The 16,322-nt window shown below is 42.6% G+C and carries 11 protein-coding genes and 1 pseudogene; 3 read left to right on the top strand and 9 right to left on the bottom strand.

Going from position 1 to position 16,322, the window contains the following annotated elements; translation table 11 throughout:
- The first annotated feature begins 40 nt into the window (after positions 1–40).
- Positions 41–709 carry a hypothetical protein gene (locus H5647_RS13170; protein WP_162926395.1) on the top strand — a complete coding sequence of 223 codons (669 nt, stop codon included), beginning with the start codon at positions 41–43 and terminating at the stop codon, positions 707–709.
- A gap of 96 nt (positions 710–805) precedes the next feature.
- Here the strand turns inward: H5647_RS13170 and H5647_RS13165 are convergent, their stop codons facing one another.
- From H5647_RS13165 to H5647_RS13135, 7 genes are all read right to left on the bottom strand, one after another.
- A complete protein-coding gene (locus tag H5647_RS13165) occupies positions 806–1,750 on the bottom strand; it encodes an FHA domain-containing protein (RefSeq protein WP_045859151.1) in 945 nt (314 codons plus the stop codon).
- 58 nt (positions 1,751–1,808) lie between these two features.
- Positions 1,809–5,735 (bottom strand): TOMM system kinase/cyclase fusion protein, encoded by a 3,927-nt coding sequence (locus tag H5647_RS13160; RefSeq protein ID WP_052692061.1) that lies wholly within the window; start codon positions 5,733–5,735, stop codon positions 1,809–1,811.
- A 519-nt stretch (positions 5,736–6,254) separates the two neighbouring features.
- Positions 6,255–7,100, bottom strand: coding sequence for a hypothetical protein (locus H5647_RS13155; protein WP_045859149.1), 846 nt, complete (start codon positions 7,098–7,100; stop codon positions 6,255–6,257).
- Between the two features lie 770 nt (positions 7,101–7,870).
- Complete coding sequence (locus H5647_RS13150; RefSeq protein ID WP_045859146.1) at positions 7,871–8,953, bottom strand: S1 family peptidase; 1,083 nt, start codon at positions 8,951–8,953, stop codon at positions 7,871–7,873.
- 380 nt (positions 8,954–9,333) lie between these two features.
- The gene (locus H5647_RS13145; RefSeq protein ID WP_045859144.1) at positions 9,334–9,918 is read right to left on the bottom strand and encodes a hypothetical protein; all 585 of its coding nucleotides are present in this window, start codon (positions 9,916–9,918) and stop codon (positions 9,334–9,336) included.
- 144 nt (positions 9,919–10,062) lie between these two features.
- Complete coding sequence (locus tag H5647_RS13140; RefSeq protein ID WP_045859141.1) at positions 10,063–10,554, bottom strand: hypothetical protein; 492 nt, start codon at positions 10,552–10,554, stop codon at positions 10,063–10,065.
- Between the two features lie 127 nt (positions 10,555–10,681).
- Complete coding sequence (locus tag H5647_RS13135) at positions 10,682–11,239, bottom strand: hypothetical protein (protein WP_162926394.1); 558 nt, start codon at positions 11,237–11,239, stop codon at positions 10,682–10,684.
- 1,130 nt (positions 11,240–12,369) lie between these two features.
- Between H5647_RS13135 and H5647_RS13130 the strand changes: the two genes are divergently transcribed.
- Both H5647_RS13130 and H5647_RS22565 read left to right on the top strand, forming a co-directional pair.
- Positions 12,370–14,334, top strand: coding sequence for an alpha/beta hydrolase family protein (locus tag H5647_RS13130; RefSeq protein ID WP_052692060.1), 1,965 nt, complete (start codon positions 12,370–12,372; stop codon positions 14,332–14,334).
- Between the two features lie 246 nt (positions 14,335–14,580).
- Positions 14,581–14,679, top strand: a pseudogene (locus H5647_RS22565) (IS30 family transposase); the annotation flags it as partial.
- A gap of 694 nt (positions 14,680–15,373) precedes the next feature.
- Here H5647_RS22565 and H5647_RS13125 read toward each other — a convergent pair.
- Both H5647_RS13125 and H5647_RS13120 read right to left on the bottom strand, forming a co-directional pair.
- Positions 15,374–15,799, bottom strand: coding sequence for a hypothetical protein (locus H5647_RS13125; RefSeq protein ID WP_045859135.1), 426 nt, complete (start codon positions 15,797–15,799; stop codon positions 15,374–15,376).
- Between the two features lie 101 nt (positions 15,800–15,900).
- Positions 15,901–16,206, bottom strand: a complete 306-nt coding sequence (locus H5647_RS13120) for a DUF6984 family protein (protein WP_052692059.1) — start codon at positions 16,204–16,206, stop codon at positions 15,901–15,903.
- Between the last annotated feature and the right edge of the window lie 116 nt (positions 16,207–16,322).

Genomic DNA, 16,322 nt, shown 5'->3' with positions numbered 1-16,322 from the left:
TTGTCTGAGGGGGTTTTTAGCCAAAAAATGGTGACCTAGTATGCCCTTTATACGAGTAGTAATGCAGGCCGAAAACCCGTCCGCCAAATCTGTATTAGTTTTCTTGCGACCGTTAAGGCCCAGCAAAAATTTTAATGTTCATGCCTGGCAACATCTAGAGTTATCTTCTGGGGCGGAAGCCACGTTTAAAACCAGTAAGGATGTATCCGTTTCTGTAGAAGTAACAGGCTATAAGAACGCGTCACTTATTGCCTCTCATCCTGTAAGATCAAATACACATCAACTGCTCGACGCCACCTCAAGTAACGGCCTATCACCACGCGTAAGTGCGGCTCCACGTTCCGAATCGCTTAAATACCTAATGACATCTCAACACGGTGTAACCAACAAAACGAACCCGGGCCAAACACTCAGTTGTTGCTGGTATGTGGGTGGCTGTAAAGTAGTATCAATGCCCGACCAGGATGTGGGAATGATCTGCACATTTGAATATGAGCCCGCGCTATACTTTATGGTGGCATCTCCCGTTATTAATGATGAAAACTATACCGTTCAGTGTTTTTCTCGGTCGGTAAAATACACCCCTCCAACCAGTGCGTCTGTGATTGATGTAATCGTCACCAAAAACGAAAGCCAGTGGAATTTCGACTTTAATGTTGTGCCTGATTACGCGTTAAACCAAGATGAGTATTCATTCGCAAAACCCTAAATATAATGACGCGCTTATACTATATGACGCCCCCATCACCACTGCAATTCACTTCACTACAAAAAACAGTAAGACGTACCCCTATACTATGATCTACTATGATCTACTATTTTTTTGGCAGGGCTGAATTCCACCGGCAATCTGAATATTATTGTAGGCAAACCGCAGCTGGCCTGGTCGGCGTTCTATAACTTGCTGCAAAGTACAGTTTTCTGGCAATTTCTCGGCGACCAATTTACGAAAACGATAAACTTGAGTGTTGGCATGCTGCATACTTAAACCAAGATCTTTTGCTAATTGATCCGTTGCTATCCAACCTCTCTCGGGCTCACTATAACCAAGCCTATGGTCCGTTAAACGCTGCCTTGCGAGATGCAACAGTAAGTAATGGTGGCTACGCTCACCAAAATCGATACGTTCGTTGTTAGCCCGTATATGAAGCAATACATGCTCTTCATCACGGCTTACATTAAAACAAAACTCAATATTATCGAGCGCTGGCAACATATCCGAGGTGGCGGTAGGCCCACACGGGTGCGCATCCATAAACATCCAATATTGGCCGTTGAGGCCCACTCTGTATCCCGTTTTCAGTGGCGTTATTTCAGCATCACTCTCACAGACCCACTGCCCTCCTTCCGCTAGATAAATCATAATATCGTCACCGTCTACCGTTAGGATCTCAACGTCATGCAGGGGAATAGAGGGGAGATCTGCGTACAACGGTATTAAGCAGGTGACTGGCGCAGACAGATCCAAAAGTTCCCACGTGTCTATAGACAAATGACCAAACTGAATATTGACATGAGCATTAATCGGCACGTAACACCCACTAGACACACGGACCCCCTCTACAAATGTTCCGTTTGAACTGGTGTCTTTGAGAAGCCATGTGTCGCCATTCCAAGCAATGGACGCATGATTACGTGAAGCACCGGGGCTTTGCAAACACGTAATATTCGTCTTACAGTCGCGGCCAAAAGTATGATTAACGTGTAATGTTATTGTCAGATTAGTTTTTTTGTTAACAATAATAGCCATAGAATAACGCCCATTTATTATCGTTTAAATTCTATTAAGGGGCGTTGATTACGTAATACTAACGCCAAAGTGCACACAGGGTCGCGTCATCATCCCCCTCAGGCATTACGGTTGATAACTGATTGCTACTATCAACGCTAATGACATTTTTCGCGGTTAAAACACGCATCTGAGTTTTACAAGCTCTTAACCTTATGTAGTTATCTACAACGACACATGCCTTCAGCTTGGCTAACGTTTTGATGTGATCTTCCCGTCCATGCAACGTACCAGAATACATAGAGCGATAGTGAGATAACGTGTAATTAGACTCGCCGCTAATAAGCACGAAACTATCGTTCCGTCCCCAATAAACATCACGTATTCGCCGATAGTAAAGGTTGTCGTAATAACCACACACGCCATGCACGCCTTTATCGGGTAGATAATCCACTACGTTCGAATACAATGCCAATGTATGGCGATTGTAAAGAATACTGTACAGTTCGGCTAGATACATAAGCGCCCTACCCACCGAGGGAATACGTTTCATTATACTGGCGCGGGAGAGTACAGGAGCGACGACCGTAATCGATTTCGTCATATCTTTTGACGGACAAAATGAGCATGATAAAAGTGCATTGTAAAAATTTGTGGCTGTTCGTTCAGCTTGCCTATATTCGCCTTCACCAAACGCATTACACTTCGGGGTATTAACAAGACACGCTAGCGCTAGTTGACGTATTTTCGGGTAAGACTGACCCGAACCTCTTGCAAAAAAAAAGCATGCTTGCGCGCACTTTTTCACCGTTTTACTTAGGTCGTTGTCTTTAACGCTATCTTTACTCTTAGCTATGTCAAACCGCTCCAATAACTTGACTACCGCGTTCACATTATTACCCACTACACTCGTAAGAATACGCCACCAAAGCGTGGCTACTAGTTCATAGTAACGTTCATTTTCTAGTAGTAACCGAACGTACTCATCAGAATAGCGGCGTAGCTCTTCGCAGGCTAATCCTTTACGTTTCATAGTGGCTACCGCTAACAACCGGATATTTTTAATACTACATTCGACTGGTGCAGGCTTTCCCAACAAGCCTAACCATTGCTTATTTTTCTCTGCCTGAATAATTACCTCGTGAGAAGAGTATCGAGCCAATGAAAATTCTGCGGCTACAAGCCCATATTCTACCGCTCTTTCAAAAATAGCCGCTTCCCCAAAATGCATCGCAATAGTGCCTGCGGAAACCGCTACCGCATCTAAAGATAGCGTTTCCACTAAAGCGTAAGCGATATGTCTATGGGCACGCTTTCTATTGATACACGGCATACTTGCATAAGCCGTATCACGGATTAGGTCATGCTTGAATACATAAGAATCACCGCCTACTTTTCGCTGCCGATAAATTAGCTCTGCACCCACTAACTCATCTATCTCACACTGTAATTGAACAGGATTCTTACTTGTAATACACGAAAGTATGTCGTAGCGAAATACTCGACCCATCGCCGATGCTAACTGAATTACGTCTTTTCCTACGCTAAGTGCATCTATTTTCTGTTGTAGTATTTCGTTAAGCGTTTCTGGTATCGCGATTATTCTACGCGTGTTAATAAGGTCTATTTTTCCGTTAATAAAATGCACAAGATTTCGCTGCGTTAACAACCTAACCAGCTCTTCTATGAAGAGCGGTATACCCTCTGCACGGCTATCAATAATACTCAAAATATTTGATGACACGGGCTTACCTTCAAACAACTGTGAGACCAATGCCTTTGCACTCTCGTGGTTCAATCGTGTAAGGAGCATTGGGAAAGACACCACCTTTGCTAGCACCTTTGGAAGCGATTCACGTGAGGTACAAATGAAACGATGTTCGTTCTTTATAAAATATTGTTGCGCTATAAATATTGCTAAAAACGCTAATGTTGTCTCGTCTGCCCAGTGAATATCCTCGACTAGAAAAAGAGTATTGCGTTTAAGCTGGCCCATTGGCTCAGCAAGTAGAAATGAAAGCGTGTCAAATAAAAGTATTTTTAGTTTTTTAGGGGGTAGTGATGGCACTAGGTATTCCGGTGGAATACTATAATTCAGCCACACACACAAAATGGGGATCGCCAAGGCACAATCTATATCGCCCGATTTCTGAAGGTAAAATGTTAGCCGATTAATGGCATCATGAGGCGGTAATCCCGATAACGCGTACCGCTTTTTTAACATGGCCAATACCGGCAATAGGGCATTATTTTTGTTTTCCGGAAAGCACTGAATTACCGTATGCAAGTGTTCTCGCGTAGTATTGCAATACTCTAAGACTAGCCTCGACTTGCCCATACCGGCTTCGCCGCCCACATAAACACTGCGCGACAACACATTCTGAGAAAGAGCACCTATTAGCGCTTTTACTTCGTATTCCCGACCGAAAAAATTGCGATGCCTTTTATGGTCACTCAAAAACCCCATTTCTCCCACCACTTTTTCACCAACAATGGAATAGACGGGAATTTCCACAAGGTCCATTCCTGTACACACAAGCGTGGAGGCTTCAAAATCAAAAAAACTCTCGAGAATTTTGCGGCTACTCTCTGAGCATAAAATTTGATTACGCTTCGCCATTCGCCCTAAATACATGGCAATATTGGGCGTATCGCCTTCCGGCAACTCCTCGGCCGTTACGGTTACCATTCCCGTATGAATACCTATCTTTGCATCATTGAATAATGATTGGGTGTTATTGAGCAGACTGCGTCTTTTTTGCAGATAACCAATAAATTCCAAGGCCGCCCGTGCGCAGAGACGCGCATCACTTCCACTTACACGAGGGTAGCCGAAATAAAATAACAACGTATCAGCCAAGGTGCCAGCGTGAGTCGCGCCAAACCGTGTGGCTATATCGATACATTTCGACATTTGATCCCGTTGAAAAGTACCAACCGCATTTTTATCCGTTAACGCTCCCGCTGTCGAATAACTCACTAACGTTATACACAGTGCCGTAATATGTTTTTGCTCAGCAAAACCAGAACGACGGCCATTGCCATCCAATAATAGTGTATTGGTTACCTCACCACTCGAACCTATAGGGCCTTTGCCCTGCAAGAGAGGAGGCTGAAAACGCCCAACAAGTGACGAAAAATTTAACTGCGTAAATAAACGGTACAGTGAGCTTGTATCGCCTACACGATCGTTCACGTTTTTATTGAGTACACCACGCAATAACCTACCCAACGGATGCCCCACCAAACCTGCAGGCAATGAAACATGAGTAGAATTCAGCTGCTTTTGTACAATAGAGGCCACACTAGTGCCCGATATAGCGGGCGCACCTGTTAAGCACTCCAAAAGAACAAGCCCCCAAACATAGATGTCTGTCTTTGGGGTTGCAGGCTCACCCCTTAACTGCTCTGGCGCGCTATAGGAAGGCGTTCCCAAGGTTTCGTTTGTTAACGTGATGGTTTTATAATCGAAGTCACGCGCTTCTTTTATCAATGCACCAATACCAAAATCCACTATTTTGACATGAATTTTTTCATCTATCTTTGATAGCATTATATTCGCAGGCTTAATATCTCGATGCACAACTCCCCGCTCATGGGCATGCACTAAACCATCTAATATCTGAGCCATAACCTCGGCAGCGTCTTCCGGCATTAATGCTCCAGAGGAAAACAACCGGTCTCGTAACGTTTCACCTTCAATATATTCGAATACCGCAAAAACCAGATTATCGCCACACCTTCCTTTATCTAAAAGACGTACGATATTGAGATGGTGTAATCGGCTACTTAACGAAGTTTCACGTTCAAACCTGTCAATATAGCGCTGTCGTTTAGCTTTGCTATAGCCGTCGTTTACTGTAATTATTTTTATTGCCACTCGTTGCAGCGTTTTTTTATTTTTTGCACTGTATACCTGCGCAAACCCACCCTCACCTATTTTTTCGATAAGAGTATAGTCAGAATCAAAAAACTGATCCCCGACATCTAAAGTACGTTCACTCAACGCCGGGCTTCCTAACAATAATTTTTATGGTCCGTCATGGTGTATTTCCTCAAGAAACCGTAAATGGCTGTAACGCCGTAAGAATAGACTCCTTACAACCAATTCGCTTCCTATACGTTTATCACCGTCACAATAAACTAAGAAAACTACCGTGAAAGGCTAATATTTAGGCGACAACAACCAACCTTTTCGCGCCACCCTGTTCATAACAACCTTTCAGCCAATAAAATATTTTAAAAGTAATGCCGTCTAAAAACTCACACTAACGGCAACTAATGACCGTTGATGATTCATCGTAGGAACTCTTACAAGAAACAATGGAATGGGGTGCACGCTCCACAGCCGAAAGGGTTCGACTGCGACAGAAACTAACCGGTTGATAGGCTTGCATGGCTTATACAAAACAGCGCTATAGCGGCTTAACGTGTATTGCCGCAGCCAACATTGAATAATGTTGGCTGCGTTACCCGTGACAGGCAAAACCAGCGAGCCTACTCGGCCAACAAAACAACGTCACGGTTAATAGGTAGCTGGCCCAGAAAATTGGGCATTACTGGATAATTGATCATCAGACCAAAGACGCGGGTCTATCAAACTACCGGGAATAAAAGCCAATGAGAAAACTGACGCTTTATCAGGCCGCTTTAAGTCATTGGTAGAGTTAACTTCCGCCATCGCTGGATTAACCCTGCTTCGAAGCGCTGTAAATAATGCGGGGTAGGACGTAGGTCTGTCAGACGACAAGAGCGAAACAAGGCTATTCACAGTCGCATTATTAACGGCCAAGTCGCGTTCATACAGATGATCATCAACACTTATTTCCGTGTCCGAATCGAGCACGCGTATACTCCCACCCAAACTCAAGGGCACTTCCAAGTCGCAATATTTTTTCATGTATAGCTCTATACTTCTAAGCCGCTTTAGGTGGGAATTAAACTCTTGCTCCGCTACATGAAGGTCTCGCTGATCGACAAAAGCAATATAATCAAATTCGCGCTCACCGGGGTTGCCAACACGAACCGTTGAACCAGGGCCAACCACAATATTGAAAGGATTCCAGCAAATCCCCTGAATTAACCGCATCGGTTTAACCGATTTATTACCGAATAAAAGATTAAACTGACGCACAGGGCACGCAGCCCAATCGCATAAAGCTACAATCACACGGTCATCCTCAAGCTCACACGCTTGATTCCAAACATCTTGTATTGTTCGAATATCAATAATATGGTGTCGAGTCACTTTTGCGCCACCAATTCTCGGTAGGCCACCAATATTCGAAACATCACCATCGAAGGTAACCGCTGTTGTAATGTTACCCGTCACCCTATTACTTGAATCTATTTTCCACTCTTCGTACGGCATTAATATTTTCCTTTAGCTTTGTATATACCCACTACCTTGTTTGCGTTACCTAGCGCGAATAGGCAGACAAATCACTAAGCCAGTGCTGACCATAACTTTGCAAAAAATACGGCTTTAATGCAAGCTCTCCTTCGCTTTGCTCACACATAGAATACGTGCGGCATATCCGTGAAAAACCTAACGTAAGCACTATTCTGTGGGCCTCCTTAACCACAATATCAAACACTAATTTCCCTGTAATTATAAGGTTTTTCGGAAAGGTAACCTTGAGGGCGGGCATGGTAGCAGCCGGTTATTCACATGGTGAGTATTGTTTGGAATTCGAAGGAAATAATATTTCAAATAAAGAAGCCCCCCTATATTCACCATGTAATGGCTCTCAACCCCAAAGCTTTGCAATGATTGAGTTGCCATTGACAGCAACTCCCACAACCCTCCAAAGACAAGGGGCTATATATTAAGGGCGGTGAATATAAACGTATCAATATCCCCCACCCAGAAGACTTTGGTGGTTCAACGTGGAAGCCGTGATAATGGCGAATATGGAAGAGAAGCGCTTCAGCATTGAAGGGTAAACCTGTTCTACCCTATCAAAAACTGCCGGCCAGTTGTGTTTTAAGCAAGCCCTACAGCCAACGTGATGAACGAAGGCCATAGGGTAGAGAGCAATGAAGCACTAACTGAAGGACATAGTTGCTATATCGGCCAGCCAGGGCGAATCAATGGACACGAACCCCTTAATTCACCACGCAACACTAGAACCGTAAAATTTAACGGCAAGTAAAACTATCACTACCAACAGGGTAACCATAAAAAGAAGTCGTGAGTGAAATACGGGTACCGCTAGGGCAGCTGCTATATCCCGAGTGTGTAAAAATAATTCGGCTGTTATCAGTAGTATAAGGAAAGCTACCATAACTAGGGTAAACCACGGGCATGCCGTAGCGAGAACTGGTCCAGTAGTAGCTCATTCCACGCAAATAACTTCCGGAATTACTACAAGACGTTGCGGCATTACCAGCCGTATAGCAGGAGATAGACGCTGTATGTTGATCTTCATGAAAATCCACCCACGCCTGCAACCAGTACCAACTATTACCAAAATCTGTATAGAACGCGTAGTCTGCTGTACAGCCTGCACTTCCACCGCTGACTAAACCTTCGATTTCGTTCGTGTTTAAACGCATTACAGGGCTACCACTATCGCCATAACAGGTATTAGTGAAGTCCGATTGGCCGCAGAATGTTTGCCTTCCTCTATTGTGAATATTGCGTAAATTAGTGCATGCGTCCCACCCTAGCACGGTAACTTCACCTGTTTGTAAAATATTACTAGCAACTTGGCCTGCAATATTAAGGTTTGACGTAAGCCCCCACCCCATAATAGTCACTAGATCATCCTCTGCAGGGCCATTGCCTATTGAGGCAATTTCAACCACACCCGGAACAATTGTTGCGTTACCATCTAGCTCAATCACGGCTAAATCATAAGTAGCATTATTATGGTTATAGTTCGGATGCCGGTGCATGCGCCTAACGTTAAAAACCTGCTCATCACCTGAGTTATTCGAACGCTGGTGCTCGCCTAGCACCACTTGAAAACTTGAAGCATTGCGACCATACACACAGTGTGCCGCGGTCACCACGAGATTGTCTGAAATCAGTGCCCCGCCACAATGATGGTTGGTTTGCCAATTATTATTATTTCTAATTCTAATGGCCGCGACCCAAGGAAATTCATTTTCTACTGCATTTTGGCCGCCAATAATCTGTGTTTCGGCGGCTACAAACCCAGAAATTGTGAGGCTAAAACATAAAAAAATAAGCGTTTTAAAAAAAATATTATTCTTCATTGAAAAAATCCTGATAAGAAAGTGGGGAATTTAATTTAAATGACGGTGACGAGCAGCACTGGTGCGTACAGCTGCGCCTACCCTGCGTAAATCAGCGTAAAGTAAATTCCACAATGGCATGCTGTATAAGCCGCCATACGATTATCAACGAGCCATTATGTGATGACATTGGCAGAAATGATGGGCCAGCGAAATAATTGGCCCATTAAACCAGAAAGGTTAAGAGAAAACGGGGTTGTATTACCTAAGCGCTAAACCATTTGCGGAGTGGCTTCTCTTAGAATTGTAAAATAATTCAATGTATTCGAATATACTTAAGTATACCCGCCCAAATATTGATACGCATTTGTAACAGGTGGCTTGTAGAATAACCTGCTAAATTATTTAGGCACTAACATACCCAAAAGATTTTCATCGTCAATTTCAGGCCCAAATATAACCTTCCCTTCCATTAAAGATCTAGCAATGGGCGCTGTCAGGTGTAGTACCGGCGCACCTAAAGCGGCGATATTATCTTGGGATTGAGCGCTTAAGCCTTGACCTTTAGATGACATTACTAGGAACAGCTTAGGCAATACATTCGTATCGTTTGGAATCCAAACACCACCAGAGTTATTGAACCATGGGCCGTGACAGCACGCGATTTTTTCTTTTTCGGTAGGGAGCACGCCGGTTTTAAGAAATTTTTCGCCAAAATGATCGTACAAAATTATGACCGCACGAGGGTCACCCAAATAATACACACCTTTATTATCATATGCTGAGGCGATGTATTCACCTTTTACTACCCCATAAAACCACTGCTCTTTGAATAACCCGATTATCTTAGAGTATGCATACGTATCTTCAATTGTAATTATATTTCCATTTTCAACCGCATTCAGCTTTGAATAAGTAACCCCACACCCAGCCAAGAGAAAAAATAGAAACAATAGAAACAATAGAAACAATGCCATTACTTTCATGTATATAACTCGCTATTGATTGAAATCAACGCCGTACTCGCCTGAAAATTTTTCGGGCAGAATTTTTGTATAAAATAGATCCACGCGACATACACAAAAACGAGCGTAGCAAAATTTATAAGCTGCAGATTTTTGTTAGGGATTTTACGGATTATCGTAAACCACAATCCTGATGCTTCTTTTCCCAATTGTAGACTTTAAGTACTGGCTTACCGTTGCAGAAGCAATTCGTACCATTTCCCGCTCTATTTCGCTCGTTGTAAAGTTGCTAGCGCCATGCTCCAGCTCCATCTCACGAAATATAACTTTGATACTTGATTTAGATATTTCTACATAGGCTTGTACATATTCATTTTCAACTAAATAGAAGCCTAAATTTTGAGTATGCCCTGTTGCCGGAAGAAGCCCAAAAGAAACACTTTGGTTTGTTTTTCTAAATCCTGCTAGCTTAAGTGTCTTTACTACACCGCTTGCCAATGAATCAACCTCTTGATTCGACGAAAGTATTTTTCCTGTTTCGCTGTCTGCAATAAAACCAGCTTCTATAGCCTGTATATTCTGTGTTTTAAGCATCGCACTAGGAGGTATGCACCCGACAAGAAACAGTAACCCGAACAGTATGATCGTTAAATTCATGTTTGCCCTAACGCTTTTTTAAATTGCCCGCCTTGCGGGAGTGGAGTTTTGGGGTAAAGTTGGCGAAGCCAGCGTAGGCTGTCCAGTGTAATGCGTTTTTTTCAATGCACGATTGTGCTTGGCCTTGTTAGGCAATTGCCCGAGACCCAAGTAGGATGAATAATTTAGCTGAGTCTGTTTTGGCTTCTAACGGTGTGCTACGCCCATGTAAAATCCAATGCCTATTCAGTTTGCTAGGCTCATTCCCTGTTAAATCACTTTTCTGATAAAGCGCGTCAACAATCTCAGGAACTGATAGCCAAGTTGTTTTATCTCGCCTGTGCAAATGGGCTTCTTGCGCCTTAGTTTCTGTGGGAGTGATCATGCGTACATTTGTTGTGTTAAATGTACCAATCTTTAATGATAGATAGCCTTCAATGACAGTTATCAAGGTTGGAACAACAACTAAATACCTTTTATTAAAAAATGACTCGTAACACTCCTCTATCATTTTTTCCCATGGGGCAATATCAAAGTCATTTAAGGCATTATTAAACATAAGGTCTTTAAGTGTTTCAGAGTCGTTATCTGTAAAAAATGAGAAAAATGCCTCGTCAACTTGATCTTGAGCATATTCTGGTTTGGCGACGTCATTTATTTGCTTATAAGAAAGCATTACAGGCATTGATAAACCTAAATTTTCCAAGCCTAATACACTTATTTCACGAGTATCTTCTTATTGATCGGTAGGAAGAAGGAACTTAACCATATTCAAAAGGTAACCTTTATCCATGCTTGACCCTAAATTTTTTCCTAGCGCCAAGAAAACCTGCGCTTTTTGCGGAGAGAAATTGTGTAAAATGGAGCTACGCGACATACACAATTGAGCGTAGAAAAAATTTTCAGGTGCAGATTTTTGTTAAATGACCACTGCCTCGATCAGCTTACGGTACAACAATATTGAATCATCTCCAGATACTACACTAACATTTCTGTCTTTAAAAAACGTTCTAGCCGTTTCCTTAACTAAGACCAATTTAGCCCTAGGCAACCAACGCTTACCGCACCGAACATCTTCTTTGTTTCCAAAAGATAACCGTCTTCATATGTGACAAGCCTTATACAATTTCGCATCTCCACGCCATTGACATTTCCACGTCCCATCCAGTAGAGCTCACCACAGACCCAACATTATCTAATACCGGGCCCTCCATATTTGCCATATTCTTAAGTACTCGGGTAACACAGAACCAACCCGCTCCAAAGAGAACAAAAAAATATAATCATTATGTAAGGTGCGTAATCTTCACTCATTGAGTCGAAGCCCGTAGTATTTAACAGTTTATTCATCGTCTACAAGACCGTTTTCAACAACACCTATACATACATATCTAAATCTAGACACGTAATCGTCGCACACTAAAAATGATCTTAGCCCTAACTACAACAGGTGGTAAAAACCACACCACTACCACCTTAAGTATTAAACCCATTAGACCTTCCGGCACTCACTTAAATTTTGACGCCTATCAAACACATTATTCATAACCGAAGGTATGGTGCGCCAATTATTCCTTAATGTGGCCATCTCATTCCTTTCGTTAATATGGGTGTCCGATTATTTTTGTATCCGATTATTTTTATTGCACTGACACCCATGCTGAGCGGGCATCCGAGCGAATCGCTAACATCGCATTAAACACCTGGTTTATTGAAGTGATTACACTGGAATGTTACATTGCTGATTGTAACGAATTCACACTCATTGTGCAGCACGTCTAGGTTATTGGTTGGTAGATGTATGTTCAGGTTGAGATTTAAAACAAGGATCGAGTAATGAAACGCCATATAAAAATAATACTCATGGGGCTATTGTTTGGAAGCATTTCTTTGGCATTTGGAGCTCCCACTCTTGAAACCTATGGAAAACAAGAACAGGTAAGCGATGTTAGTATTTCGCCTAATGGTGAGCTAATTGCCTATCGGCGAACGGAGTCCGACGAAGAAGATTATATTATTGTTTATTCACTCAAGGATAAAGTAAGAGTCGCCGCTATAGTCGTTAACGAAATGAACCCACGGGGAATTTATTTTTCGAATAACGAATATCTAATTATTATTAGTTCAAGTCATGTGGACTGGCGACGTTACGACTATGGCTTTAACGCTAGCACCGCCTATAGCTTTGACTTTAAGAACAATAAACTCGAGCAATTGATAAGCCTCGGGGAAACTATTAGGGGCACCAGAACCATAACAATCGGTCAAACGGGAATGGGCAGAGTGGTGGGTAAGTCGCCTGACGGTCAAATTTTGTACATGCCCGCATTCGTTTCAGAGCACAATCTTGATTCCGCGCCGGACTACTCGCTGTTAAAGGTGAGAATTAACGGAAAGCGAGCGCCCTTCATTGCAAGTAAGGGAACAAGACATACGCGTAACTACTTTATGGATAATAAAGGAAATATTTTAGCGCGAGAACAGGTAAATAATACAAAGAATGAGCACAGCATTGAAGCATTCGACGGAAAGCGCTGGAACGTGCTGTACAGCTATGAGTCAACCATTTTGACGCACACCTTTAAAGGCCTTAATGCCGATTTTTCTGCGTTAGTATTTTCGCGCAGTGACGACGGTCAGGAATATTTAGAGCTTTCATTAACAGACGGAAGTGTCAAACCGTTTGTGGCACTCACTGAGAGCAAGGATACAACCGGCCTAATTTTGAATAATCAGGGTGTTGTTGTTGGCTTAGAGTATGCGGGCTTCACCCCAGACTATCAGATCTTGGATCACAATCGACATGAGAGGATACAGGCGATATTAGCGAAATTTGAAGGGCACTCCGTTTACTTGAGTGACTGGACAGATGACTGGAAACACATTGTTGTTCGGGTTGAAGGCACGCTATATGCTGGCGACTACTTTCTGTTTACTGAAGGAAAAAAACCATCATTTATCATCTCTTCTCGGCTTGATATTGATCAGGCAGAAATCAATCCCATTGCAGCAACCAAAATTAAAGCGCGAGATGGTTTAAAAATCCCGACACTAATCACCTTACCTAAATCCAAATTGGCGAACATAAAAAAGCTTCCCGCCGTGGTATTACCCCATGGCGGTCCAGCATCCCAAGATGTAATCGGGTTCGACTTTATGGCCCAAGCACTGGCTTCGCGAGGCTTCCTGGTAATTCAACCACAATTTCGTGGCTCTATCGGCTTTGGTCAAGCACATTATGAGGCTGGCTGGGGGGAGTGGGGCAAGGGAATGCAAGATGACCTAGAAGACGCTGTGAGCGAAATGGCACGCAAGGGTTATATTGACCCCGATCGTGTTTGTATTGTGGGTTCCAGTTATGGCGGCTATGCCGCTTTAATGGGCGCGTCTTCCACACCCGAGCTGTTCCAATGCGCTGTATCAATAGCTGGCGTCAGCCATCTACCCAAAATGTTAAAAGAAGATGAACGCCGGTACGGAAAAGAGAGCTGGGTATTGGACTATTGGAATCGGAGTATTTTGGCGGGAGATTATAACAATGAAACACTAAACGAATTGTCGCCATATTATTCAGCGCATAAAATAAAAATACCGGTTCTGCTATTGCACGGCGAAGATGATACTGTCATCGAATACGAGCAGTCCAAGCTAATGTACAAGGCTATCAAGAAGGCAAAAGGGGATGCTCGGTTAGTAAAATTGAAAGACGACGGGCATTACCTTCAAGGTGGCGCAACACGTATTCAGGCAGTAGTAGAAACCGTAGAATTTGTGGAGAAACACCTACAAAATGTCCAGTGACACCTATACCAGTGAGGCTCTTCCTAATAAGAGCCTTTTATTAAATAACAGTTACGGCCAGCGCTTGGCGACAGCTAGTTTGGCCAACGAATAAGGATAAATGGCGCGCAGCCGTCAATTATCCTTATCCGTTTCGTTACATGCTTTAGTGCAGTTTACTAGAAACTAGACGGCTTAAACTCACGCCTGATTCAGCGAATTTCCGGGGAGGGACGAATTTCCGGGCTTTAACATGGGTGTCCGATTATTTTTCAAAAGGATTGCGATAAAATTGCAATGAAACTTAACCGACGGCCTAGAAAATGTTTAAATATGGAAACACCGGAGGCAGTCTATGTTCGTTAATCACTTTCATTGCACTTCAGTTGATAACCTGGGGAATTTTATACGCTCAGATATACGTCAAAATTTGACATTGTTTTATTACTCTTTTTACCGTAGAAAACAGAACAATGCTCTGACTCTACACTTGAATCGTTATAGCCATACTTGATACAAACCTCTACCTTCTTACCCTCTGCAAACGTTAATATGTTGTCCAAAGGCAATTGAATGCTTATATCTGAGTAACTGTGGTCAGGAAGCGGACTAAACCTTTTCACTACTTTCTCGTTCAGAACCGTTTTCTCGCTTTCGCCAGCCACACGAACTACAACATTAGTTAGATAAATTGAATCGTACCCATCTAGATTTGACGTAGCTCTAAAGTACACTGAATATGGTCCCGACTTCGAAGAAGAGTAATACACTGGAAAGATATCTTTCGATTTCACCGTGGATGAGATATACAGCCACACCGAAGATTTATCCTCCTTATGAATTAGTCCATTCTCTATATAAAATATTTCCTCTCGAAATACTGCCGGACCGCATCCAACTAGCGTAATAAGTAGAGTCGATATTAAAAGGGCTCGAACCATGTTTGTATGCCTAACGCCTTGCTAAATTTCACAGCGGTTGTAGTGGATTTTTATGCAAAAATGAGCGCAGAGAAAGCACAAAAAGGAACGAAGACCGCTGTGTCAATTTGAGCAGTTTTTTAGAGTTTTTTACGATTTTCCAGCATAATCGCACCAGCCAAAACCAAATAGAAGACGGCCCCTACCAATGCCGCTAGTGGAACATCTTTAAAACTATTGTGGCTCCATTTAAACACCATAAGCACCCAAAACATACCGACACAAAAAGCGCCCGAAATAGCCGTAGTAATAAGCGACATTTTCCCGTTGATACTCCCTAACACAATTTTTGCCAGCCCTCGAGCTAATTCCCCAACCCCAATACAACCAATGAATATATTTAGCATGTAGAAGTTAATACTGAGATCCCAGCTAATAATTCGTGAAAATAGTTGCAGTGCAAAATATCCCGCTAAATAACTGCCGCCATAGATTACTACCAAAGCAGCTCCGATGAGTTCTGGACGGGTATTTTCTAATATATAGCCTATTAACTTGGTGTACATCTCAATAATTCTAACGCCAAAATAATTCGCCGGAGCGAGATGGCTGTTTTTTTGCTCCGCAAAAAAGAAGACAGCTTGCGGAGGCCGAATTGATTTTCTTGTTATGAGTGGTCATTTAGAACCTTTGTAGTACTAAAATCGGCTTTAAATACATCGAGTTCATACGGGGCGCCACTTTTATCTAGGTACAGTGAGAATATCACAGGCACACCATCACTATCTTCAGATTCAATCTCAGCTGCGCATTTTCCGAAAGATCGAGACTCATGGTTTGACCCAAGCTTAAGACTACCCATACCCCCATCTTGCATTGGTTCAACTAGCATTTCAGATAAAGGCTCAATTAATCCTGATTTTTCAAAAATCGAACAAATTATCTTCTTTTCTTTAGCGGTAGTTGCTCTCAATTTAATTACTCATAACGAGCCTGTAGAAAAACATAATCCACAATCAGCTATCCACAAGCTTATATTTATTATTTCATTACCTGCCATTTAAGCAGATTTCATTAACATAATCACGC

This window comes from Teredinibacter purpureus (assembly GCF_014217335.1).
GTDB classification, from domain to species: domain Bacteria; phylum Pseudomonadota; class Gammaproteobacteria; order Pseudomonadales; family Cellvibrionaceae; genus Teredinibacter; species Teredinibacter purpureus.
This window is presented reverse-complemented; position numbering and strand designations above follow the sequence as displayed.

Coding starts and splice junctions, on each gene's coding strand:
- H5647_RS13170 (WP_162926395.1), top strand. CDS start 41: ATGCCCTTTATACGAGTAGTAATGCAGGCCGAAAACCCGTCCGCCAAA.
- H5647_RS13165 (WP_045859151.1), bottom strand. CDS start 1,750: ATGGCTATTATTGTTAACAAAAAAACTAATCTGACAATAACATTACAC.
- H5647_RS13155 (WP_045859149.1), bottom strand. CDS start 7,100: ATGCCGTACGAAGAGTGGAAAATAGATTCAAGTAATAGGGTGACGGGT.
- H5647_RS13150 (WP_045859146.1), bottom strand. CDS start 8,953: ATGAAGAATAATATTTTTTTTAAAACGCTTATTTTTTTATGTTTTAGC.
- H5647_RS13145 (WP_045859144.1), bottom strand. CDS start 9,918: ATGAAAGTAATGGCATTGTTTCTATTGTTTCTATTGTTTCTATTTTTT.
- H5647_RS13140 (WP_045859141.1), bottom strand. CDS start 10,554: ATGAATTTAACGATCATACTGTTCGGGTTACTGTTTCTTGTCGGGTGC.
- H5647_RS13130 (WP_052692060.1), top strand. CDS start 12,370: ATGAAACGCCATATAAAAATAATACTCATGGGGCTATTGTTTGGAAGC.
- H5647_RS13125 (WP_045859135.1), bottom strand. CDS start 15,799: ATGTACACCAAGTTAATAGGCTATATATTAGAAAATACCCGTCCAGAA.